The sequence below is a fragment of the Agrobacterium sp. ICMP 6402 genome (assembly GCF_009498615.1).
Taxonomy (GTDB): Bacteria; Pseudomonadota; Alphaproteobacteria; order Rhizobiales; family Rhizobiaceae; genus Agrobacterium; species Agrobacterium burrii.
This window is the reverse complement of sequence record NZ_QSNV01000008.1, coordinates 226,316-248,278: the sequence shown is the minus strand read 5'-3', so window position 1 is coordinate 248,278 and position 21,963 is coordinate 226,316. Positions and strand designations below refer to the sequence as shown.

Sequence of the window (21,963 nt, the reverse complement as noted above, 5' to 3'; positions counted from 1 at the left end):
CCTACACCAACGGATCCGGCGGCCATCCCAACGGTCAGTTTCCAAGGTTGAAGTCCCCACTCTAGATTTGACGCTACCGTCGATCATCGGCGATGCTGTCGGAGCCCTTCGATGCACAAAGTCCGCCGCGCCTTTTTCATGGCCTTGCTGGAACAACATCTCGGAATTGCGATCAATTTAGCTCTGATCGCGGTGGTATCGAGACTGCTCTCGCCTGCGGAAGTCGGCTTTGCCGTTATCGGCTACGGGGTGACATCGGTGATCTTCGCCTTTCGCGAATTCGTTTCTTCCGATTTCCTCATTCAGCTCGATGTCGTTGAACGCGATGACATCAACACGTCGCTGACACTGTTGCTGCTGGTCAGCGGCGTTCTCGGGGTCGTTCTTTATCTGTGCGGACCGTATCTGGCGGCTTTCTACCACCAGCCCGGCCTCCAGCACTATCTTATCCTCGCAATTGCCGCCGTCATCGCCGAAAGCCTGGGCATGCCGGCGTTTTCCATGCTGCGTCGCCAGCTGGCCTTCGGCACGATCGCGCGCGTCAGAACCATCGGCCTCATGGTTATGGCTGTGGTGACGGTCTTCGCGGCCAGACATGGGTTGGGCTTCGTCAGTTTCGCTCTCGGCCTTCTGGCTGGCAACAGCGTCGCCAGCGCTCTTGCCACCTATGCCGATCCGGCCCAGCGTGCAGCCCGGCTTTCGCTCAGGTCGTGGCGTCGTATGGCCGAATTCGGCCGTTACAGGGGGGCTGCGACCATCGTCGACAAGCTGTATGAGTCCCTGCCGCAGCTGGTGCTCGGCTTTGCCATGACACCGACAGCGGTCGCGATCTACAATCGTGCCAATACCGTCTGCTCCATTCCCGATCGCATTTTCCTCTCCGCAATCTTTTCCTTCGCCTTTCCGGCGCTCGCCGCCGAAGTTCGCGCGGGTGGAGACGTCCGCAGGTCATACCTGCGCGCCCTCAGTTACATCACCGTGCTGTATTGGCCGTCGCTGATCATGGTCGCGATACTGGCCGATCCCATCGTGCGCCTTGCACTTGGAGACCAATGGCTTGCCGCCGTACCAATCACCCGGATCCTCGCGCTTGCGTCGATCTTCTGGTTTCCGATGGTGCTGACAACGCCGCTGCTGATCGCGCTCAACGCCAACCGGGAAGCTTTCCTCGGCAACTTCGTCTGCCGCAGCGTCTCGGCAATCGTGCTCTGCTCTGCCAGCTTCTTCGGCCTCACCGCCGTAGCGCTCAGCCAGTTCGTCACACTGCCCTTTCAGATGCTCGTCGCTTTCTATCTGGTCAGACGCCATGCGCACTTCAAATTGTCAGAACTTTTCGCAGCCATCGGGCCGAGTGCCGCCGTGACCCTTGCCGCGATTGCGGGGCCGCTCGCCATATCCGCCTGGATGGGCTTCCGCTTCGATTATTCCCTCGCCCAGGCTGGCGGTGCCGTCCTTCTGTCGGTGACCGGCTGGGCCGCCTGCCTGTTTCTTCTGCGTCACCCCCTCGTCAGCGAGATACGGTCGACGCTCGATGCTTTCGCCGGGCGTCTGCGCAGAAGCGGAAAGCCGCCTGCACCGGCTTCCATTTCCGACACCGTCGTTTCCGCAGCGGCCGAGCCATGAGCAGCATCGATATCGTCATCCCCAACTACAATTACGGTCGCTTTCTTAAGGGATGCGTCGAAAGCGTCCTTGGCCAGAACATTCCGGACATGCGTATCCTCATCATCGACAATGCCTCCACGGACGACAGTGTCGCGATCACCCGATCTCTCGCCGTAGCCAATCCCCGTATCGAAACCAGCCTGCGCCCAAAAAATCTCGGCGGTCATGCGTCATTCAACGAAGGCATCGACTGGGCGCGGGCGGACTATTTCGCCATCATCTGCGCCGACGATCTCCTGTCGCCCGGCGCCCTGGCACGCGCAATACAGGGGCTCGACAATCACCCCGGCGCGCACATGGCCTTCGGCCGCACCGACTTCTTCCGTGAGGACGCTGAAATAACATCAAGCCTTCGCAGCGATGCCGTTGGCATGCACCTTCATCGAGGGATCGACTTCATCGCCAAAATTTGCGCGACGGGACGCAGCCCGGTGCCAGGCCCACTTGCGGTTACGAGAACGCACGTTCAGCAACATGCCGGTCATTACCGGCCCGCACTGCGCCATACCGACGATGTCGAGATGTGGATGCGGCTTGCGGTCCTCGGCGACATCGTCGAACTTGACGCCGTGCAGAATTTCACCCGCATCCACGGCGCCAACCAATCAGCCATCCTTGATAATGTGCTCGCGTGGAACAGCGAAATCGAAGCCGCGCTCGAAAGCTTCTTCGGCAACGAAGGGGCGTTGCTTGCTAATGCCCAAACCCTGCTCCGGCGCGGGCGCGCCAGCCTGAGCGACCGTGCCTATTGGTGCGCGCTTTCCAATCTGGTCCGGCGTCGCCCCGGCGCGGGCGCCCTTCTCGCACAGGCTTTCCGCCTACGACCCGCTTCAGCGTTTCTACCACCGGTAAGCTATCTCGTCCGCCGACCTGATGCGCTTCACCGCATTCGCGAAGCAATCGCCCGGCGATAGTTTCGATGATGAAGGCCTATTCTTCGGCATTCAGCACAAGCCGCAACAATGCCGGCAACGAAGCAGATTTCGTTCGTCGCATGATCGAGGCGCGATGGTTCTCGACAGTGCGCTGACTGAGATTTAAATCGGCTGCAATAATCTTGTTGGCATGCCCCTGAACAATCCGGTCCAGTATCTGCCGTTGCTTGCGAGTAAGCTTTGCCAATGTCGCTCGAGCTGTTTCATGCCGCTCTTCACGCTGGTTCGCATCACGCGATCGATCCAGCGCAGACTGCACACTCCGATAGAGTTCCTGATAAGAAATCGGTTTCTCGATGAAATCGGCCGCTCCGTATCGCATCGCATCGACTGCCATACGCACATCGCTGCGACCGGTGATCACGATGACCGGAAACCGATGCTGTCTTTCTTTCAGCAAACGCAGCAACTCCATGCCGACCATGCCGGGCAGATAGGCATCGACAAGCAAACAACCTGATCTGTCGGGCTTGTAATCTGCAAGATAGGCTTCGGCCGAAGCATAGGTTGAGACCGTCCAGCCCTCGCCTTCGAAAAGAGCCCGCAGGTTGTCCCTGATGTCTTGCTGGTCGTCGATAACTTCGATGAGCCTGCCCGTCGTCGGCTCCATGTCCTCGGGCTCGATTGTGTGTTCCGCCCGCTCGCCGATTTGGCGAACGACCAGGGTCTCGACCACCTGCACGACGTCGCGGAGTTTTGCCGGCTTGTGCAGATACGGTATGTCGTGCTGCGCAAAAGCATTCAGGGACTTGATTGAAATGTCGCCCGTGAGAATGAGTGCCGGAACATTTCGGCGGAGTGCCTGCCGGATATCCTTGATCGCAGCTATGCCATCCCCGCCGGTAAGGAGATTGTAGTCTGCGAGAATGACGTCCGGCCTGAACTGCAATCCGCCAACAATCGCGAGCGCTTCGGCGGCCGTTGAGGTCGCAGCGACCACATATCCAGTCTGCTCGAGACCCTTTTTGAGAAGATCGCGCATGCCGTTTTCATCTTCGATGATCAAAATCGACGCAGACGACAGGGAGGCCGGTTGACGCAGGTGACCACCCACGGATGCCGGCAGTGACGCAAGCGGTTCACCTGCCGGTGCCTGATCGATCTCGATCATGAATGCAGACCCTTTGTCCAATCGCGACCGCACTGCTACCCTCAGTCCGAGAAGCTCGCTGAGCCGCTTGACGATCGACAACCCCAGCCCCAAACCTCGGTCGTGCGTTCCAACAGGCGCATCGAGTTGGCGGTATTCCTGGAAGATATCATCGATACGGTTTTCGGGAATGCCCATGCCGGTGTCCCGCACTTCGAACCGAACCTTCGTACCGCGCCGGCGGCAGCCGACCAGAATTCTACCGCTCGTCGTATACTTCACCGCATTGGACAGAAGATTGCGAACGATCTGCTCGAACAGCCGCGGATCGGTGCGCACGGCGAGGCTGGACGGCACGACATGGAGTTGCAGCCCGGCAGCGCGAGCGGAATAGTGAAATTCCTTGAAGAGCCGCCCCAGAAGATCGCCAATTGCGAAGCTCACGATCTGAGGTTCCACCATCCCCGCTTCGATCTGGTTGATGTCAAGAACGGAGTTGAGTATTCCCAACATCGAGGACAGCGTCTCCTCCATCCTCTGAACGAAAGTGCGCGCCTCCCCTTCGCCCACGCTCCTCTCCAAAAGCCCCTGCAACAGCTTCAACGTTTGCAGCGGTTGACGCAGATCGTGGCTTGCCGCAGACAGGAATTGCGACTTGGCCTCGGTCGCCCGCTCGGCGGATTTCTTTGCAGCTTCCCTGCTCTCGGCAACCTGTTTCTGGGCGCTTACATCGATGAAGGTGATGACGACCCCGTCGACGGTATTGCTGTCGTCGCGATAAGGGTTGACCCGGCGGACATACCAGCGACCGTCAGGCCCTTCTATCTCCCTGTCGATTGTATCGCCACCGCGCAGAGCCGTCATCGCATCGAGTTGAAGCGTATTGTCCCCGGTAAAACCGCCAAGGTCCGACAGGGGGCGGCCGACATCGGACGATATGATGTTGCATACCGACCGGGTGGCCGGTGTGAAAAACCGTATAAGAAGACTGGAATCCAGAAAAAGCGTCGGGACATCGGTACTATACAAGACGTTTTGCAAATCGTTGGACACTGCACGCTGACGTTCCAGTGCTTCGTGGAGTTGGCTGTTGAGGGCCGTCAGCTCTTCATTGAGGGATTGCAGTTCCTCTTTTGACGTTGCCGGTTCCTCACTCGTTGAGGGCAAAGAGGGAGTGCCGATATTTCCACCTTGGACTGCGCCGGGATCAAGATCACCGGAAACAGGAGGTTCGACGCGCTGCGATCCGGACATCGAACCGGTGTCTCCCTCGTAAGCAGAGGCAACCTTGTCACTATCCTCGCCGCGTTCCGCCATATTCACTCTCGTTAAAATTGACGCGCATTCCAAATAGAGATCAACCCTTGCAAAACGTCAGGCGCAGAAGGGGCAACGACGTCTTGAAAGCAGCCATCACGGCCTTGAGATCATTCGTCAGGGATAAATATTTCACCAAGCCCCGTCATCGACGGGGTAGGTTTGTGCACTTGTCGCAAGGCGCAACTTCAAAATGCGAACAACACTCATAAGTTGTTGACATTGCAAACAAAAGCACGAATGGCCGATGATAAGTCAATCCAGCCGCGATTATAATTCATCCAATATAGTTAGAGCCGGCTCACGAAAAGTGACGATGACCGGACAGAAATTCCATTTCGCCATTCGCGCGTGCAGATTGACATGTTCACGTCATGCTAGATTGAACACCACCTCGAAATCACAATCAAAAGTGAGTAATTTCCGAACCTTTTCCACGCGGGATGCTCCATTGTAGGATTGAGGGACGGAAATTCGGGTCGTGCAACGTCTTCTGCTTTCTGGCCAATATTAAATTACAAAAATCCAGACAGCAAAACAGCACATCGCTTCCGGAGTTCCTGTGGATGATGACGTTTCGGGTTGGATCACCTCAAACTCAGTTGTGCCGGCTCGTAAAAAGAAACTTCAGTTGCGTCTCTGCCAAGCCAGGCAGTTCCGCAAAGTATTTTTTAGCGCGGATAGGACATAACATGCTGACATCAGTTCCCAACAACGGGCATAGCCAATTCTCATCGAATTTCCATGTGGTTGCGCGTTCGAAAGCTGCCGAAACTTCCGTCAAAAAACTGGCGATCATCGACGACCGCACGCTCGACCGTGAGTGTCTGGCTCAGAGCCTGATCGCATACGGACTTGATATGGAAGTCGAGTTGTTTTCATCACTCGACGACTGGAGACATGCCCCGGACGGCCATCATAGCGGCATCCTGGTCAACGTCGGTCGCAGTGATTTTTGTGATGACGTATCCCTTCATGAATTACGGGAGTTCATTGCCGATTTCCCTTATCTGCCGGTCGTCATTCTTGCGGAAAACCGCGATCTGCGTCAGGTCATGAGGGCCTTTGAAGTGGGGGTGCGGGGATACATCTCCTCGTCGATAGGACTGGCAGTGTGCGTCGGCGCCATCTCCCTTGCATTGGCGGGCGGCGCTTTCGTATCAGCTGAAAATATCAGCGATCTCAGGCAGTTACTCGTGGTTGCCGAAGACAAGGAACGTCAGCGAACGGAAATGTTCACCCAGCGTGAGGTCGATGTCATCAACGCCTTGACGCAAGGCAAGCCGAACAAGATCATCGCTTATGAACTCAACCTTCGCGAAAGCACCGTAAAGGTCCATATTCGCAATATCATGAAGAAGGTGGGCGCCAAAAACAGAACGGAAGTGATCTTCAAAATATCCGATCTCTTCAAAAACTAGCATCAGGTGTCGTGTGCAGTGAACCTGTTATAAATTTATAATTGCTTGCGGGTGTCGGGCCCCGCACGATGCAACTGTATTGAAGCCATTATCACAAGAATGTTGCGCATCCCTCTTAAGCCTTTCGGCTAGCATTCCACGCATAAAGACGGGGTAACGGCCAGCGAGCCGGATACGGTACTCTCTGGTCATCGACCATATGGACCCGGGATTGCGCCATGCAAACTTTCGTCGAAAATTTCGAAAACTCGGATCGACTTCGCCAGCACTCCCGCAACATCATACCGGGCGGTGCACATACCTATGCAAAGGGTGACGACCAGTACCCTGTTCTGTCTCCCGGCTTCATTGACAAGGGATATGGCTGCCACGTCTGGGATGTCGACGGCAATGAATATATCGAGTACGGCATGGGCAATCGGGCTGTTGGCCTTGGTCATGCCTATGCCGACGTCGTAGAGGCGGCACGTGCGGAACTGTATCGCGGCTGCAACTTCACGCGGCCGTCAAAGATCGAGGTGGAGTGCGCATCGACCTTTCTTGATACGATCCAGACAGCCGACATGGTCAAATTCTGCAAAAACGGTTCCGATGCGACATCCGCGGCGATACGACTTGCGCGGGCCGTTACCGGTCGCGACCTGATCGCGCGCTGCAGCGACCACCCGTTTTTCTCCACCGACGACTGGTTCATCGGCACAACCGAGATGAATGCGGGCATTCCCGAGGCGATCCAGAATCTAGTTCTTGGTTTCAGCTACAATGATCTAAACAGTGCGCGCAGTCTGTTCGAGCGCTTTCCGGGCCGCATAGCCGCCTTCATCCTGGAGCCGTCGCGCGGTGATCCGCCTCGGGACCAGTTTCTTCACAAACTTCAGACGCTTTGCCACGAAAACGGTGCGCTTTTCATTCTCGACGAAATGATCACCGGCTTCCGCTGGGATGCGGGTGGAGGGCAAAAGACATACGATATCACACCTGATCTCTCCTGTTTTGGCAAGGCGCTTGGGAATGGCTTTTCGATTTCCGCACTTGCCGGCAAACGTGAATTCATGGAACGAGGCGGTATCGATCAAAACGATGCCCCCCGCGTCTTCCTGCTTTCGACGACGCATGGTGCGGAAACGCATGCGATGGCGGCGGCAATCGCAACCATGAAGGTTTACACGCGCGAACCCGTGGTCCCACATCTGGTCCGCCAGGGAAATGCGCTGCGTGCCGCCATCAGCCAGATCGCAATTGCGCATGGGCTTGATGCCTACTTCGGCATACAGGGCCATTCCGCCTGCCTCAGCTACTTCACGCTCGACCAGACTGGAAAGCCGTCTCAGGCTTTTCGCTCGCTCTTTCTGCAAGAAACCATTCGCCGCGGCATTCTCGCGCCGTCTCTCGTCGTCAGCTACACGCATCAGGATGAGGATATAGCCAAAACGCTTGACGCCATTGATGAGGCACTGGTGGTCTACCGCAAGGCGCTGGAATATGGCGTCGAAAAATTCCTAACAGGGCGTCCATCCGCGGTCGTCTTCCGACGTTTTAATGGCGGCGCGCAGCATCAGGCCAGCCATGATCTGGCCATGGCCGGCATGCCGCAATTACCGGAAAGCATCCGAAAGCCTTAGCCGACCGTGGCACCTATACCGTTCGCATGATCGCTACAGCCGCTTTGCCCGCTGCATCGATCTCGCCCGAAAAGATACGCTCGTTGCGATAGAAAATAGATTTTGGAGGGGAAGTTTCATGCACGTTCTGGTCACCGGACATCGCGGATATATCGGCTCCGTCATGGTCCCCATCCTGCGCAAGGCGGGTCACGAAGTACACGGCTATGACACTGAATTCTACCATCGCTGCGCTTACGTTCCAGGCGGCCCCTTGCCACAGGTACCCGGCGTCTGCAAGGACATCCGCGATATCACGCCTGCGGATATGGAAGGTTTCGACGCGGTCATTCATCTTGCGGCGCTGTCAAATGATCCGCTGAGCAATCTCAATCCGGAAATCACCTATGAGATCAACTATCGCGGCAGCGTTCGGGCAGCGCAGGCGGCCAAGCAGGCAGGCGTCAAGCGTTTCATCTTCGCCTCCTCATGCAGCAATTACGGCGCCGCTGGCGAGGGACTGGTTAACGAAACGGCAGAGCTGAAGCCAGTATCGGCCTATGGCACATCCAAGGTATTGGCGGAGCGGGAGATCGCAAGCCTCGCCAGCCCCGGCTTCACACCGGTCTATATGCGTCCGGCGACGGCATATGGCCTTTCGCCGATGCTGCGTTTCGATATCGTCCTCAACAACCTGACAGCCTGGGCGGTGACGGAGGGACTTATCCTCCTGAAATCCGACGGATCGCCATGGCGTCCAATCGTTCACATCGAGGATATTTCGCGCGCTTTTCTGGCCGCGCTCGAAGCGCCGACCGATGTCGTCCACAATCAGGCTTTCAACGTCGGGCAGGACGCGCACAACTATCAGATCAGGGAGATCGCCGAAATCGTCGCCCTCACCGTGCCCGGATGCCGGCTGCAATATGCGAGCGACGCGAGCCCCGATACCCGTTCCTACCGCGTCGATTTCGGCAAGATCGCCCGTGCGCTTCCGGCATTCAAACCGACATGGACGGCGGCAGCCGGTGCCGAGCAACTCTATAGGGCCTATAAGAGCGCCGGCCTGACAATGGCGGAATTCGAGGGACCGCACTATCAGCGGATCGGCCAACTCCAGAAGCTGATCGGTGACAAGGATATCGACCTCAACCTGCGTCGCCCCATGACCGCGCCGCGCCCCGGTGCCGATATTGCGGCATCGGTTTGAACGGAGGCTCGGATGAGCAAGATGGAGCCTGGCGCCAAGCTGACAGGCGATGCGTGGCGAGAGGCAGGTATCGGCCAGACCATTCATGATCTGGCCTCCCGCCTCTTTCCGATTTGTCGCAGCATCACCGGCAAAGGCGTGTGCGACACGATCGAGATCCTTAAAGACTATATCGATATCGAGCAGCACGCCGTCCCGAGCGGGACGCGGGTTTTCGACTGGACGGTGCCGCAGGAATGGATCGTCCGGGACGCCTATGTGAAGAACGCGGCGGGACGCAAGGTCGTCGACTTTCAGATCTCGAACCTGCATCTCATGAACTACAGCATCCCTCAACGTCGCGTCATGCCGCTGGCCGAACTACAGGCGCATATCTATACCTTGCCGGCACAACCCGATCTCATTCCGTACAAAACAGCCTATTACACGGATGCCTGGGGCTTCTGCATGTCGCATCATGCATTCCTCAAGCTCGAGGACGGCGACTATGAAGTCGTCATCGACACCGAAAAGACGTCAGGCAATCTGTTTTACGGAGAATATCTGCATGTCGGACGAAGTACCAAGGAAGTGCTTCTCTTCGCGCATATCTGTCATCCATCGCTCGCAAACGACAATTGTTCCGGCCTTGCAGTGCTGACGTGTCTTGCGGCCGGTCTGAAAAGCAGATCCACATATTACAGCTACAGGTTCGTCTTCGCACCCGGAACGATCGGCTCCCTGTCATGGCTTGCGCAGAACGAAGAAGATATCTCGAACATCGCACACGGTCTTGTGGTTTCATGCATTGGCGACGGCGGCGGACCGAACTACAAGCGCAGCCGCAGGGGAGATGCGCTGATCGACCGGATCGCTGCCTGCACGCGCTGCGGTGAGGACAAAAAACATCTTGAGATCGCCGACTTCAGTCCCTACGGCTATGATGAGCGCCAGTTCTGTTCACCGGGCTTCAATCTGCCGGTCGGACTGCTGCAAAGAAGCGCTTTCGGAACCTTTCCCGAATATCACACCTCGGCCGATAATCTCGACTTCATCCAGCCCGAACACCTCGACTCATCCTTTTGGATGATCATGGATATGATCGATGCTCTCGAAAACAATTGGACGCCATTGAACCTAAAGCCCAAGGGCGAACCACAGCTCGGAAAATACGGGCTTTTTCCTGCGATCGGCGGCCATAAGACCAATGATGGCCGCACCATGGCCTATCTATGGATACTTAACCTCGCCGATGGAAACAACTCGCTGCTTGATATCGCCGAAAAGTCTAAAATGCCGTTTGTCGATATTGCGAGCGCTGCCGGCAAGCTGCTTGAAGCGGGCCTTGTCTCGAACCTCGGTTTCCTGACGCGTTAGAACTTCAATGCCAAGCCGGCCAACCCAAGTCTTTTTCCGACATGACGGAAGGTGGCGCGGGCCATTCTACACTGATTGCGGGCTCGTCATGGCGGATCCCCGCGGCACTTTCTTGCGCATAGGGCACCGAAATCAAATAGGACACGGCAACGTCGTCACTGAGCGACTGGAAACCGTGCGCAAAACCCTCGGGAATATAGAACTGCGCGCCATTTTCGGCCGACAATATCGTCCCAACCCATTGCAGATAGGTCGGCGAGTCGCGACGCAGATCGACGGCGACATCCCATATTGCCCCTTTGACGCAGGAAACCAGCTTTGTCTCCTGATGCGGAGGTCGCTGGAAATGCAGGCCTCGCACGGTGTGCTTCAGTTTTGACAGGGAAAGGCTGTGCTGCGCGAAATCAGACACCAGCCCTTTGGTCTCAAATTCACGCTTGCAGAACGTTCTCGCAAAAGAGCCGCGACTATCCCGGACAGGCACCGTCTTAACGACCCAAAGCCCTTCGATCTTCGTCTTCTCAAACAGCATTCGGCGCTCCTGAAGCAACCCCGTACGGGCAAGAATTCCCCGCCATTTTTAGCGGCTAAGGAATACATCCATAGGCAGAACCATAGCTTGAAGGCGGGTTGTCAAATAAGTCACCCTTTCGGTTTCCAAAGCCGACCGCTGGAAGCGTATTTTAGCGGATTCTTATATCAACCTACGGCTTATGGATGACGTTTTCGTGCCGAATGCAGTATCGTCACTCCCCCCGATCCATAGTATTTTTTCCAGTTAATAAAAGAATTTTCTCAAATTCACTCAAAGACACTGCGATGAAATCAGGGGCGTCCGATGAATAATGAGGCAGTTTTTTCCGCAAGGTTGAGCTCTACGCAACACGTGGGGCTTTGCCGCCTTTGCAGCGCGCCATTGGTGCATACCTTCGTCGATCTTGGCATGTCTCCACCCTGCGAAAGCTTCGTGGCAGCCGATGCAGCCAACGACGTCGAGCCATTTTATCCGCTGCATGCATTCGTTTGCGACGAGTGCTTCCTGGTCCAGCTTCAGGAGTATGTTGCGCCAGAGAACATTTTCACGGAATACGCTTACTTTTCCTCGTTCTCGGACAGTTGGGTGGCACACGCAAAACGGTATTGCGACATGGTCATCGAGCGCTTTTCGCTTGGCCAGTCCAGTTTCGTTGTCGAGCTTGCAAGCAACGACGGTTACCTGCTGCAGCATTTCCTTGCTAGCAACATCCCGATGCTCGGAATTGAACCGGCGGTCAACGTCGCAAAGGTGGCGATCGGGAAAGGCATTCCGACACTGACGGAATTTTTCAACGAGGCTCTAGCAACCAATATGGCGGCCAGGGGACAAAAAGCCGATCTCATCATCGGTAATAATGTCCTCGCCCAGGTGCCTGATATCAACGATTTCGTCGCTGGCATGAAAGCACTGCTCAAGCCGGAAGGCGTCATCACACTTGAATTCCCGCATATCGAAAAGCTCATCGAGGAAAACCAGTTCGACACCATCTATCACGAGCACTTTTCCTACTTCTCGTTGCTGACCATCGAAAAAATGGCCCGCCGTCATGGGCTCAAGGTTTTCGATGTCGAAGAGATCCCCACACATGGCGGTTCGCTGCGAGTGTTTTTCTCACACGAAGACAGCAAGTTTTCGCGTGAAGCCCGCGTGGACAATCTCCTCGCACGGGAGCGCGGCGCCCGGCTCGACCAGATCGAGACCTATACCGCCTTCTCCGAAACCGTGCGCCAGACCAAGCGAAACCTCCTGTCTTTTCTCATCCGCCTCAAGGAGATGCGCAAGTCGATCTGCGCTTATGGCGCACCGGGAAAAGGCAATACGCTGCTGAATTATTGCGGCATCGGCACGGATTTCATCGATTTTGCAGTCGATCGCAATCCATACAAACACGGCCGCCTCACGCCGGGAATGCATATTCCGATCCGGCCCGTCAGCGAAATAGAGCGCATCAAGCCGGACTACGTTCTCATTCTGCCCTGGAACCTGAAGCATGAGATCGTTGCACAAATGAACGACATCAGAAACTGGGGCGGGAAATTCATCGTTCCAATTCCCGACATATCCATCATTGATCCGAAGGAGTTGGTACAATGAAGGTCGTCTTGTTCTGCGGCGGCAGGGGTACGCGCATCAGGGAATATTCCGAAAGCGTCCCTAAACCGCTGATCCCGCTCGGGTCTCAACCGATCATGCGGCATGTCATGCAATATTACGCCCGTTTCGGGCATGAGGACTTCATCCTCTGCCTCGGCTACAAGGCGCATGTCATAAAAGAGTTCTTCCTGAACAGCCGGCCGGAAAGTTATGCCGATTGCGTCATATCAAGCCCCGGACGTGTGGAGTTGCTCGAGGAACTGCCGAGGGACTGGCGCGTATCCCTGATCGATACGGGGATATGGCGCAATATAGGCGAGCGTCTCTGGGCTGTGCGTCATCATCTCAAAGGCGAGAAGATGTTCCTCGCCAATTATAGCGACGGCCTGACCGACGTCGATCTCGACGACATGATTGCCCAGTTCGAAAAGAGCGACAAGCTCGCCTGCTTCCTGGCTGTCAGACCGCCCCTCACCTACCACCTGGCGGAGATCGACGAGAACGGAAGGGTCCGGGAATTTCGATCGTCGGAAACATCGGATATGTGGATCAACGGCGGCTATTTCCTGATGCGACCGGAAATTTTCGACTACATGCGCGAGGGTGAAGAACTCGTGCTGGAACCGTTTTCCCGGTTGATCGCCGAAGACAAACTCATGGCCTACAAACACGAGGGCTTCTGGCGCTCAATGGATACGCTGCGCGACTGGCAGACGTTGGAAGCGATGGTCGAGCGAGGTGACATGCCATGGATTGGAGACGATGCGTCAATGGCACGCAGATCGTCAGAACCAAAGCTGCTGCCATGAAACACATGTCCCTTGCCTCCGCCGGTGATCGCCTGTCTATCCTTTGTCTTGGAGCTCACTCCGACGATATCGAGATCGGCGTCGGAGGCACGGTCCTCAGCCTGCTTTCAAAAGGCGTGCTGCTGGACGTCTATTGGTGCGTCCTCAGCGCCGGCAACGAACGCGCGCTGGAGGCACGCAGTTCCGCCGAGGCTTTTCTGGCAAAAGCGGCATCCTACTCCATTGAGCTTGCCTCATTTCAGGACAGCTACTTTCCCGCGCAGAGCCGCGAGATCAAGTCGTGGTTGCTGACATTGCGCGATAAAGTCAGTCCCGACATCATCTTCACGCATAGTCGTGAGGATGCGCATCAGGATCACCGCGAAATCAACAAGCTCACATCCAACATCTTTAGAAATCACCTGATTTTGGAATACGAAATTCCCAAATGGGACGGCGATTTCAGCAGGCGAAATGCCTATGTGCCGTTGAGCGAAGACGCGATGAACATGAAGGTCGAGCTACTGTTGCAGCACTTTGGAACACAGAGATCCAAGGACTGGTTCGACGCGGATACCTTTCGCGGCCTGGCGCGGCTGCGGGGAATGGAATGCCGTGCGCCTACACGTTTTGCGGAAGCCTTTACCGTCAGAAAGCTGACCTTCGCCTGACAGATAAGAAATCGACGTTTTCCTGGAATTAAAAGAAACCAAAAATAATACAGGGGGCATTTTCGTCATGATCCAGAACCACATCTCCGAGAACCCGTCGGAAGGCGCACCGCATCCGCAGGCCGAAACGAATACGGCCGGCTACATCGGCATCATCGATCGTCGCATGCTGGAGCGGGAATGCCTTGCCCATAGTCTCAACTATCAATATGCGGACAGGCGCATTCTGACCTTCTCCAATCTCGGCGAATGGCAACAGGCACGCGCGGAAATCGGCATGCCTGCGGCAGTTCTGGTCAGTGCCTTGCCCGCTCCGTCGGCAGAGACGAACCGCGAGCTAGCAGAGATTGTTGCTGCCGTGTCGCCGGCCGCCGTCGTCGTGCTCTCCGACGATCAGGATATCAATACCATCCTCGATACGATCGCTCTTGGCGTGCGCGGGTATATATCGAGTTCCGTCAGCGTCGATGTCTGCGTTCAGGCGATCAGTCTTGCAATAGCGGGCGGCCGTTTCATACCGGCAAGCAGCGTCATGAACATGAAAAGCCTGTTCGGCCTGACGGCACATGCGACCACACCGCCGATGAAATTTACAAGCCGTCAATCGGCTATCGCGGAGGCCCTGCGGTGCGGCAAGGCGAACAAGGATATCGCTCTGGAACTGAACCTCTGCGAAAGCACCATCAAGGTCCATATCCGCAATATCATGAAGAAGCTTGGGGCAACCAACCGCACGGAAGTTGCCTGCAAGATCGGTGACATGGCGTAACAACGCCAGCCACACACCATTCACCGACCGCTACCGAACGCCCTGCTGGGAGCAGGAACAGTCATGATCCAGTCGTCATCATCTGCGAGTGAACAGGAAGGCATTTCCCGCTTCATATCCATCCTGCGGGAGCGGCGCAAAGCCGTCTTCATCTGCTTTCTCGCCAGTTTCACAATCGCGGCAATCGGCTACGCGCGAACCCCGATCCGATACAAGGCCGAAGCGACGCTTGCGCTCGATGTCCGCAAGCTTCAGGCGCTCCCCACAGAATCCGTTGTCTCGCCGCTGCCTCAGGAAAGCCCGGTGCTTCGAACCGAACTCGATATCATCGGGTCGAGGTCCATGGCCGAACGGGTTCTCGTCATTCTGCAGAAAGATCGCCTGCTCGAAGGGCGGCAAGCCAAATCCGACCCGGCGAACACCGCCGCGATCGTGCTTGGCAACGACGCCGAGACATCGAAAATGATCGATACCCTCATGACCAACGTTCGTGTGATGAATGATGGCCGGTCGTATACCATTTACATTTCCTATTATGCCGGCGATCCGGCGCTTGCCGCGAAAGTCGCCAACGCTTTTGGGGAAGCCTATATCGACTATCAGATCGACCTCCAGACGACGGCAACCCGGCGTGTCAGCACATGGCTCGGGGAGCGGCTTGTCAGTCTGCGGACAGAACTCGAGGAGTCCGAACGCCAGGCCTCGCAATTTCGCGAAAAATCCGGGTTGATAGACACTGGCGGCCTTCCCCTGCAATCGCAGCGTCTTGCAAGTCTAAATGTCGAGCTGACAACGCTACAAGCCAAGCTGGTAGGGTCGCGCGCGCGCCTGGCGACAGCGCTTGAACTGCAAAAAAGCGGCAATGGGCTCGGGATAACCGAAGTTCTGGCCTCACCAACGATCCAGCTTTTAAGGGCCGAGCAGGCAAGGGTCATTCGAGCCATCGCGCAGATCGACGAAAGCGGCGCCGTCATGAGCCCGGAGCGTCCGCAATTATCCTCCCAGCTCAGTTCACTCAACAAGCAGATCGATTCAGAAATAGCGCAGATCATCTCCGCCTTGCGCAACGAGATCGAGGTCACCGAAAAACAGCGGCAGGAGGTCGAAGCCAGCCTTAACGACGTGCAACGCGCGGTTTCCACGACGGATATGGCAATGGTTCAATCCGGGCAACTTGACAGGGAAGCGGCAGCGAACCGCTCGATCTACGAGACATATCTGGCACGCTACAAGCAGACGATCGAACAGGACGGAATCGCCACTGCCGAGGCACGGATCATATCGAGCGCCATGCCGTCCCGCAAACCGACCAGCCCTGATGCGGGTTTGTGGGCCTTGGCTGCGCTTCTTCTCGGTTGCAGCACCGGTTTGGCGGCGGCTTTCATCCTGAATTTTACCGACCGCTCCGTTGGCTCCATCACGTCTCTTCAGCAGAAAACCGGACTGAACGTCATCGGGCGTATCCCACGCATTTCCTTTGGAGAGTTTGAGAACAAGCCCGGGAAATTCAGCAGCGGTGCTGCAGATTTCTACAGCGCGTTTGCCGACCTTCAGACCCACATCCAGTTGGCGGAGAGCAAGGCCAAGGTGATCGCCTTCACCTCTTCAGCCGATGGGGAAGGCAAGACGTTCGTAATCGCCAACCTTGCCAGATCGCTTGCGATGAGCGGCGTGAAGCTGCTGCTGATCGATGCCAATCTACGGAACCCGGCTCTGGGGTCGGAATTCAATGTTGGATCGACGTCGCATGTCGCCCAGGCGGTCAACCGTGAGGTATCGCTGGATGACATCATCCAACGCGATCAGGATTCCGGGGTCGACATCATCATCGCCGAGAAAAGCGACCTGCCACCAAATCTTGTTCTTGGAAGCAAGCGCTTCGCCGGCCTGATTGCAGAGGCGAGGCAGCGATATGAACTGGTACTGATCGATGCCCCATCCGTTGCGCATGACCTCGACCTGTTGCGGATCGCCACTTTGTCGGACGCCGTCTCGTTCGTGGTCCGGCAGGATGCCGCCGATGGCACGGCTATGAAAAACGCCGTCATCAAGCTGCGGGTGGCGGGCCGGCCGATCACCGGCATCGTCCTAAACGGCATACGGCGTCAAAGAACGCGTCGAACTCCAGTCTGGCCGAGCATTTTCCGGAACTGGAATACTCATTTCAAGCCGCAGAAACGCGCAACCAATCTGCGCCCGCCGGCTATCGTCCATAATGAGAGGTGAGACATGCGCTTCGTGACAAGGCCCAAAGGCTTTTCCCTGATGATCGCCAGTACGACCTTTCTGTCTTTGGCCGTTTGCCAGGTACCGGCCGTTGCAGATGGAACCAACTACAAGGTCGCGACCGGCGACGTCTTGACGATCTCCGTCTACGGCGATCCGGGCCTGACCGGCCTATTCCCTGTCAGTGCGGATGGAACGATCGGTTATCCGCTTCTTGGCAACGTCAACGTGGTCGATCAGACGGTGAACGAAATCGGTGCGCGGATCAGCCGCGATCTGGCAAGCCATGTGGCAAACCGCTCCGTCGCCGTCGCGGTCAAGGAATATGCTCCGATCTTCGTTGTCGGCGACGTCCAGAAGCCGGGAAAATATGAATACCGTCCCGGCATGATCGTGCTTGAACTCTTCGCACTCGGCGGGGGATTGCGCGAGTCGAATGCGCAGAGGGATACATCGGGCATACAGCTGATCGCGGCCCAGCAGGAATATGAAGACATGTCGATGCAACTGCTGTCGCAGGACGTTAGGCGCGTTCGGCTGGAAGCGGAACTGAACGACACCGAATTCGACTATAAGGGCGACGACATCGGACTTGTCCGGGATCGCGCCGCCTTGGAGAAGATCGTCGCATCTGAAACAGGTCTGTTTCGCCTTCGCCTGTCGGCGCAGCAGGACGAAAAGACCAACCTCGAAGTCCAGCGGCAGAACTTCATTCAGGAAATAGACACGCTTGAGAAAAGCAACGTCATGCGCAACCAGCAACTCGAATTGCTCGACATGGATGTCAACGCGTCGAAGGAACTTGTCACGCGCGGTGCAGCCTCCGAATCCGCCCTCCGAGAGCGCAAGCGCGAACTGCTATCCATGAACCAGCAGGTGCTGGAATCGACATCGTTCCTGGCACGCGCGCAGCAAAACAAGAGCGAGGTGGAGCGTCGTATTCTGGAGTTGAAAAGCAAAAGGCACAATGATGCTGCGACCGAACTGCGGGAGACGTCCCTCGACATCATGCGCCTGAAGAAAAAACTGGCCTTCAGCCTTCAATCCATGGCCGAGATCGGCTCGACGGCGCGGCGGGTTTCCAGCCTCGAGGACATGATCGAAACCAAGTTCTTCATCGTGCGTCAGGTCGCAGGCGCCTATAGCGAAATAGCGGCCGACGAGCATACGCAAGTTCGGGCGGGAGACGTCGTCCGCGTCCGCCTGTCGGTATCCGGCAAAGACCCGGTTTCGGCAGCACTCGTCACAGGAAGCGTTAACTAAAAAGGGTTTGCCGGCGTTCCGATCGGTAGGCTCCCGATTTCCTCCAGAGAGCAGAAGCAATCGGCACAAGTGTCTGGGAGGCGGAGATGGAATCTGCGATCATTCCGGTTGGTTATCACATGGTCAGGCAGGACGCCGTCATCATCGTGAACGGAGAAAGAGGGCTGCAGCCCGTCCATGTGACGCAGGATGCCCTGAACGACATTCAGTCCCCACCGCAATGCGATGCGCGACGTCTGGCGCAATTCGCCAACGTGTTTGCAATGATAGGGGCATCCAAAATCGAGAAGGGAATGTTTGCATTCGATGGACAGATCTGGATCACGGCAAGCGACGTCCGGACCTGGCTCAATTTGACGGCACAAAACGGACCGGCCAGGTGAGTTTTATCAAACTCTACCGCCTTTATCGTTTTGTCGTTACCAAAAGCGCAAAATTTGTCAGACAGCATATGCGTGGATGGGCACCCTACCGCTTATAGCCAGATTGAATCGACACGATAAAAGCGGTTTCTAGAGGTACCCGCCGCCCCCTGATACTTTGGTGGGTCGCCGGTCACCGGGCTCACCTGGTAACCGGGAGGGCTCGCTCGTTGAACCGGGCGAGCCTATTTGCATCTCGCACAAACCGTCGCCAACGCCGCGCAAATCCTGTCGCATCGACGGCTTCTGATTGAGATTTGCAAGAATATCAGCTGAACCGAACGAACCGCAGATCGCTCGCCACTCATGGAGTAACGAACGATCCGTCGGGTCCCTCGCCTGCAATGGAAACCTCCGAGCCTCAATCTGAATGGCCCATGGTATCGCATGACCTCAATGTATCGAGCCATAGTCGCCACTTTCCGGCAGCAGGTCAATTCACCGCAGATACGTCATTAGGGGTAATTTGCCCGATATTTCCGGGAACAGAACTCATTCAATAAGATGTTGGCCTTGCGGCATTGGACGATGGTTTAACGGTGTTGGCCGTTGGCTCCACGTTTCCCGTTGCAAAACCGCTCCATGTCGAGCCGACATTGGCCCAGCTATTCTCCGGATGCATCGTCACGAAACCCGAACTTTGGACCGGCCCTGGCGGTCCTCGGGTAAAATGATTGTCATAGAGTACCGTGTTGATCCGCCGTGAGCGTTCGGCCGGTCCGGCCTTGAAGCTGCCGTCATGCGTCCACATGAGTTTGTAGGCATCAACGAAGCCGTAGCGGACGTTGGTGAAGGTGTTTCCATCGAAGACAGTGCCATTATAGTCGGCACCGGGATGGTTCCAGGTTTCATATTCGACGCCGATATAGGCGATGTCGGTGAACCTGTTGCTGCGATACACATTTCCCAGACCGCCCCAGATGCCGGCAACGCCGGTATCCGCGAATGTCGTGCCGACATAGAGACCGCTGTTGCTGCGGGCCACGCTGTTGTTGGAATATTGCAGGAAATACGGGCTAAGGCCCCGCGTCGAGTCCAGCGCAACCGTCATCATGCCGTGTCGCATCTGGGAGATGCGGTTGCTGTCGACCACCACGTCGTAGACATTGCCGTAGAGGAGAACGGCGGTGGAATCGGAATCATGCTCGGCATAGCTTCCCCTGCCCTCGAAACTATTATCGTATATAACGGCCCGCGATGCGGTCGCCGCCAGAGCAAACCGGCTCCTTCGATCGGGAACGATATTCCAGGCTTGTTCGAGCAGCACGGCAGAACCGTCCGTCGACGCAATGTGACGGTGCTGCCCGGCGCCTCGGCCGCCAACAATAACGAGATCGCGCCCGCCCGGCACGGCATCCCCTAAATCCGACAGGGAGCTGAAGGTAACCGAGGTCGCCGAAGCGCCGACGAAATCATTTTTAAGCTTGCTCCCGACGATCTCGAAACAGATTTGTTCGCCCTTGTTGCAATCAACCTTGGTGCAGTCGTGAGGCGCGGCGTTTCGCGAGATGTTTTTCTCGAAATAGAGATTTCGCATGCTTCCGAAATGCGCCTGGCCAACAAAAAAACGTCCGATTCCATGGCCGTCGTCGCGGCTTTCATCCGCGTTCGTCAGCTCGTTGCCGGTCATGGCAAAATCGCGCCCACCCCACAGGGCGACGACGGACTCGCCGTAGCCCGTCATCCGGAAACGATTATCGGAGAAAAACACCTGCCGGCTTGCGCCGTAGAAGGATCCATTTTCGATCAGCTCGGATGCATGGACAAACAGCCCTTCGGTGTCCTGCGCATCGAAGGCCGGCACGCCCCAGGCGTCGATGCGCACGGAATCCAGACGGGTGTTTTTGCGATTGCGCAAAGCGAGAAGAGGTTTACCGGCAATGTTGCGGTTGGCATTGAGGGTCAGTTTCTCGAACCGGGTGTCGTCACCATCAACGACAACCATGCTCTGATCAATCCTGCGGTTGAGCCTGATTTCCGTGTTGTCAGCCCCTTCCCCCAACCATGCCACATTGCCGGGCGCAGTGAGAGGCTTTGTCACGAGATAAATGCCGGCGGGAAAATACAACACCGATGGCGCCGTTGCAGCCGCGGCGTCGATTGCGCGCAAAATCGCCGCGGTGTCGTCAGTCGTGCCATCGCCTGTTGCACCGAACTGCCCGACGTCGATGCGCTTTTTATCCTGCGCCGCCCATGGCGATTGCGACAGGACGTCAAGTGCAAGCGGACCGCTCCAGCCGAAGCGGCCGCCATGGGTATTGTGAACCCACACTTCATACTTGCCCGGAGGCAGAGCCGGCACCTTGAAATCGACCTTGAAGGGGTTGACGGAGATTGCCGGAACATACCAGCCGACGGCACCGGCTGGCTTGATATAGAGATAAGACTGGCTGGTCCCATTGAACCGCGAAAGGTTGCGTCCATAGACCGAGACGATCGCTCCCGGCGCTGCGGCATCCGGCCCGATCCACCAGCTTTCGGTGCGATTGATCGCAAAGCTGCGTCCCTGGACATCACCCCGCTGGGGCCTGATCAGGTAGGTGGACCATGAGGCAAGCGTCGTTGGCAGCAGCAGCGTCGCCGCCGTCGCATCAGCCGTCAGCGGTGCGACCGGCGTCACCACACCCTGCGTGGCGCCGGGAGCTTGCGAAAAGATTTGAAAACCGGTTCGTCCATCGAGATCGACGCCGGTCATCGACACAACCTCGCCAGCGCCCGCCGTTCTAGAAATCTCCGCGATTGCCGGCCCCTCGCCGCCAACCTCTGTCCACGGCGGATTGAAGGCATCAGCATCATCTGGCAATCGTGGTTCTGGAACGGGTATCGGGAAACCGAACTGGCGTGGATCAGGCTGACTGCCTGGCTCTTGCCCTCCCTGCACCGCCGGTTGCGCCACGACACCCGAAAATGCGAAACCCGACAATGGCAAACCTGACAATGCGAGCACAAGCACGACAGGGAAAATCCATGATGTCAGGGAATTTGGCGATCTCATCTTGCGCAATCTCCGCAGACGAACGCAGGCTTGGTTCAATTCCTGCGAGTGGAACCGGCATCAGCAAGCGAAGCGGACCCGTCTCCAGAAATAGCACCTGCAC

Annotated in this window: 16 protein-coding genes; 13 read left to right on the top strand and 3 right to left on the bottom strand. The window is 56.7% G+C overall.

Features of this window, described 5'->3' with window-relative positions; genetic code table 11:
* Window positions 1-111 precede the first annotated feature (111 nt).
* The gene (locus tag DXT96_RS20250; protein ID WP_153516159.1) at window positions 112-1,623 is read left to right on the top strand and encodes an oligosaccharide flippase family protein; all 1,512 of its coding nucleotides are present in this window, start codon (window positions 112-114) and stop codon (window positions 1,621-1,623) included.
* Window positions 1,620-2,579, top strand: coding sequence for a glycosyltransferase family A protein (locus DXT96_RS20245; protein ID WP_153516158.1), 960 nt, complete (start codon window positions 1,620-1,622; stop codon window positions 2,577-2,579). Before DXT96_RS20250 ends, DXT96_RS20245 begins: the two co-directional genes overlap by 4 nt.
* A gap of 16 nt (window positions 2,580-2,595) precedes the next feature.
* Here the strand turns inward: DXT96_RS20245 and DXT96_RS20240 are convergent, their stop codons facing one another.
* A complete protein-coding gene (locus DXT96_RS20240) occupies window positions 2,596-5,007 on the bottom strand; it encodes a response regulator (RefSeq protein WP_153516157.1) in 2,412 nt (803 codons plus the stop codon).
* Between the two features lie 692 nt (window positions 5,008-5,699).
* Between DXT96_RS20240 and DXT96_RS20235 the strand changes: the two genes are divergently transcribed.
* From DXT96_RS20235 to DXT96_RS20220, 4 genes are all read left to right on the top strand, one after another.
* Entirely contained in the window at window positions 5,700-6,428 is a 729-nt protein-coding gene (locus DXT96_RS20235; RefSeq protein WP_149901103.1) for a LuxR C-terminal-related transcriptional regulator, read from the top strand.
* A 218-nt stretch (window positions 6,429-6,646) separates the two neighbouring features.
* Window positions 6,647-8,050 carry a glutamate-1-semialdehyde 2,1-aminomutase gene (locus tag DXT96_RS20230; protein ID WP_153516156.1) on the top strand — a complete coding sequence of 468 codons (1,404 nt, stop codon included), beginning with the start codon at window positions 6,647-6,649 and terminating at the stop codon, window positions 8,048-8,050.
* Window positions 8,051-8,168: 118 nt separating this feature from the next.
* Window positions 8,169-9,239 carry an NAD(P)-dependent oxidoreductase gene (locus DXT96_RS20225; RefSeq protein ID WP_153516155.1) on the top strand — a complete coding sequence of 357 codons (1,071 nt, stop codon included), beginning with the start codon at window positions 8,169-8,171 and terminating at the stop codon, window positions 9,237-9,239.
* Between the two features lie 12 nt (window positions 9,240-9,251).
* Window positions 9,252-10,595, top strand: coding sequence for a DUF4910 domain-containing protein (locus tag DXT96_RS20220; RefSeq protein WP_153516154.1), 1,344 nt, complete (start codon window positions 9,252-9,254; stop codon window positions 10,593-10,595).
* A 4-nt stretch (window positions 10,596-10,599) separates the two neighbouring features.
* Here the strand turns inward: DXT96_RS20220 and rfbC are convergent, their stop codons facing one another.
* Window positions 10,600-11,127, bottom strand: coding sequence for a dTDP-4-dehydrorhamnose 3,5-epimerase (gene rfbC / locus DXT96_RS20215; protein WP_153516153.1), 528 nt, complete (start codon window positions 11,125-11,127; stop codon window positions 10,600-10,602).
* Window positions 11,128-11,433: 306 nt separating this feature from the next.
* On the opposite strand from rfbC, the gene DXT96_RS20210 reads away from it, so the two are divergent.
* The 7 genes from DXT96_RS20210 to DXT96_RS20180 all read left to right on the top strand — a co-directional run bounded on the left by DXT96_RS20210 (window position 11,434) and on the right by DXT96_RS20180 (window position 18,826).
* Complete coding sequence (locus DXT96_RS20210; RefSeq protein WP_153516152.1) at window positions 11,434-12,726, top strand: class I SAM-dependent methyltransferase; 1,293 nt, start codon at window positions 11,434-11,436, stop codon at window positions 12,724-12,726.
* Complete coding sequence (locus DXT96_RS20205) at window positions 12,723-13,535, top strand: glucose-1-phosphate cytidylyltransferase (RefSeq protein ID WP_153516151.1); 813 nt, start codon at window positions 12,723-12,725, stop codon at window positions 13,533-13,535. The genes DXT96_RS20210 and DXT96_RS20205 overlap by 4 nt, the downstream gene beginning before the upstream one ends.
* Window positions 13,532-14,185 (top strand): PIG-L deacetylase family protein, encoded by a 654-nt coding sequence (locus DXT96_RS20200; protein ID WP_194287687.1) that lies wholly within the window; start codon window positions 13,532-13,534, stop codon window positions 14,183-14,185. Before DXT96_RS20205 ends, DXT96_RS20200 begins: the two co-directional genes overlap by 4 nt.
* Window positions 14,186-14,252: 67 nt before the next feature.
* Window positions 14,253-14,954, top strand: a complete 702-nt coding sequence (locus tag DXT96_RS20195) for a response regulator transcription factor (protein ID WP_153516150.1) — start codon at window positions 14,253-14,255, stop codon at window positions 14,952-14,954.
* A 63-nt stretch (window positions 14,955-15,017) separates the two neighbouring features.
* Entirely contained in the window at window positions 15,018-17,180 is a 2,163-nt protein-coding gene (locus tag DXT96_RS20190; protein WP_153516149.1) for a polysaccharide biosynthesis tyrosine autokinase, read from the top strand.
* 3 nt (window positions 17,181-17,183) lie between these two features.
* On the top strand, window positions 17,184-18,443 hold the full coding sequence (locus DXT96_RS20185) for a polysaccharide biosynthesis/export family protein (protein WP_153516148.1): 1,260 nt from the start codon (window positions 17,184-17,186) through the stop codon (window positions 18,441-18,443).
* 86 nt (window positions 18,444-18,529) lie between these two features.
* The gene (locus tag DXT96_RS20180; protein ID WP_153516147.1) at window positions 18,530-18,826 is read left to right on the top strand and encodes a hypothetical protein; all 297 of its coding nucleotides are present in this window, start codon (window positions 18,530-18,532) and stop codon (window positions 18,824-18,826) included.
* A gap of 535 nt (window positions 18,827-19,361) precedes the next feature.
* On the opposite strand, the gene DXT96_RS20175 is transcribed toward DXT96_RS20180, so the two are convergent.
* Window positions 19,362-21,860: a glycoside hydrolase family 28 protein gene (locus DXT96_RS20175; protein WP_246670603.1), complete on the bottom strand. Its 2,499-nt coding sequence runs from the start codon at window positions 21,858-21,860 to the stop codon at window positions 19,362-19,364.
* Between the last annotated feature and the right edge of the window lie 103 nt (window positions 21,861-21,963).

What these genes read in the sequence shown, in the direction of transcription:
- DXT96_RS20240 (WP_153516157.1), bottom strand. Translation starts at nt 5,007, where the DNA reads ATGGCGGAACGCGGCGAGGATAGTGACAAGGTTGCCTCTGCTTACGAG.
- DXT96_RS20245 (WP_153516158.1), top strand. Translation starts at nt 1,620, where the DNA reads ATGAGCAGCATCGATATCGTCATCCCCAACTACAATTACGGTCGCTTT.
- DXT96_RS20195 (WP_153516150.1), top strand. Translation starts at nt 14,253, where the DNA reads ATGATCCAGAACCACATCTCCGAGAACCCGTCGGAAGGCGCACCGCAT.
- DXT96_RS20225 (WP_153516155.1), top strand. Translation starts at nt 8,169, where the DNA reads ATGCACGTTCTGGTCACCGGACATCGCGGATATATCGGCTCCGTCATG.
- DXT96_RS20220 (WP_153516154.1), top strand. Translation starts at nt 9,252, where the DNA reads ATGAGCAAGATGGAGCCTGGCGCCAAGCTGACAGGCGATGCGTGGCGA.
- rfbC (WP_153516153.1), bottom strand. Translation starts at nt 11,127, where the DNA reads ATGCTGTTTGAGAAGACGAAGATCGAAGGGCTTTGGGTCGTTAAGACG.
- DXT96_RS20200 (WP_194287687.1), top strand. Translation starts at nt 13,532, where the DNA reads ATGAAACACATGTCCCTTGCCTCCGCCGGTGATCGCCTGTCTATCCTT.
- DXT96_RS20250 (WP_153516159.1), top strand. Translation starts at nt 112, where the DNA reads ATGCACAAAGTCCGCCGCGCCTTTTTCATGGCCTTGCTGGAACAACAT.
- DXT96_RS20210 (WP_153516152.1), top strand. Translation starts at nt 11,434, where the DNA reads ATGAATAATGAGGCAGTTTTTTCCGCAAGGTTGAGCTCTACGCAACAC.
- DXT96_RS20185 (WP_153516148.1), top strand. Translation starts at nt 17,184, where the DNA reads ATGCGCTTCGTGACAAGGCCCAAAGGCTTTTCCCTGATGATCGCCAGT.
- DXT96_RS20235 (WP_149901103.1), top strand. Translation starts at nt 5,700, where the DNA reads ATGCTGACATCAGTTCCCAACAACGGGCATAGCCAATTCTCATCGAAT.
- DXT96_RS20230 (WP_153516156.1), top strand. Translation starts at nt 6,647, where the DNA reads ATGCAAACTTTCGTCGAAAATTTCGAAAACTCGGATCGACTTCGCCAG.
- DXT96_RS20205 (WP_153516151.1), top strand. Translation starts at nt 12,723, where the DNA reads ATGAAGGTCGTCTTGTTCTGCGGCGGCAGGGGTACGCGCATCAGGGAA.
- DXT96_RS20180 (WP_153516147.1), top strand. Translation starts at nt 18,530, where the DNA reads ATGGAATCTGCGATCATTCCGGTTGGTTATCACATGGTCAGGCAGGAC.
- DXT96_RS20175 (WP_246670603.1), bottom strand. Translation starts at nt 21,860, where the DNA reads ATGAGATCGCCAAATTCCCTGACATCATGGATTTTCCCTGTCGTGCTT.
- DXT96_RS20190 (WP_153516149.1), top strand. Translation starts at nt 15,018, where the DNA reads ATGATCCAGTCGTCATCATCTGCGAGTGAACAGGAAGGCATTTCCCGC.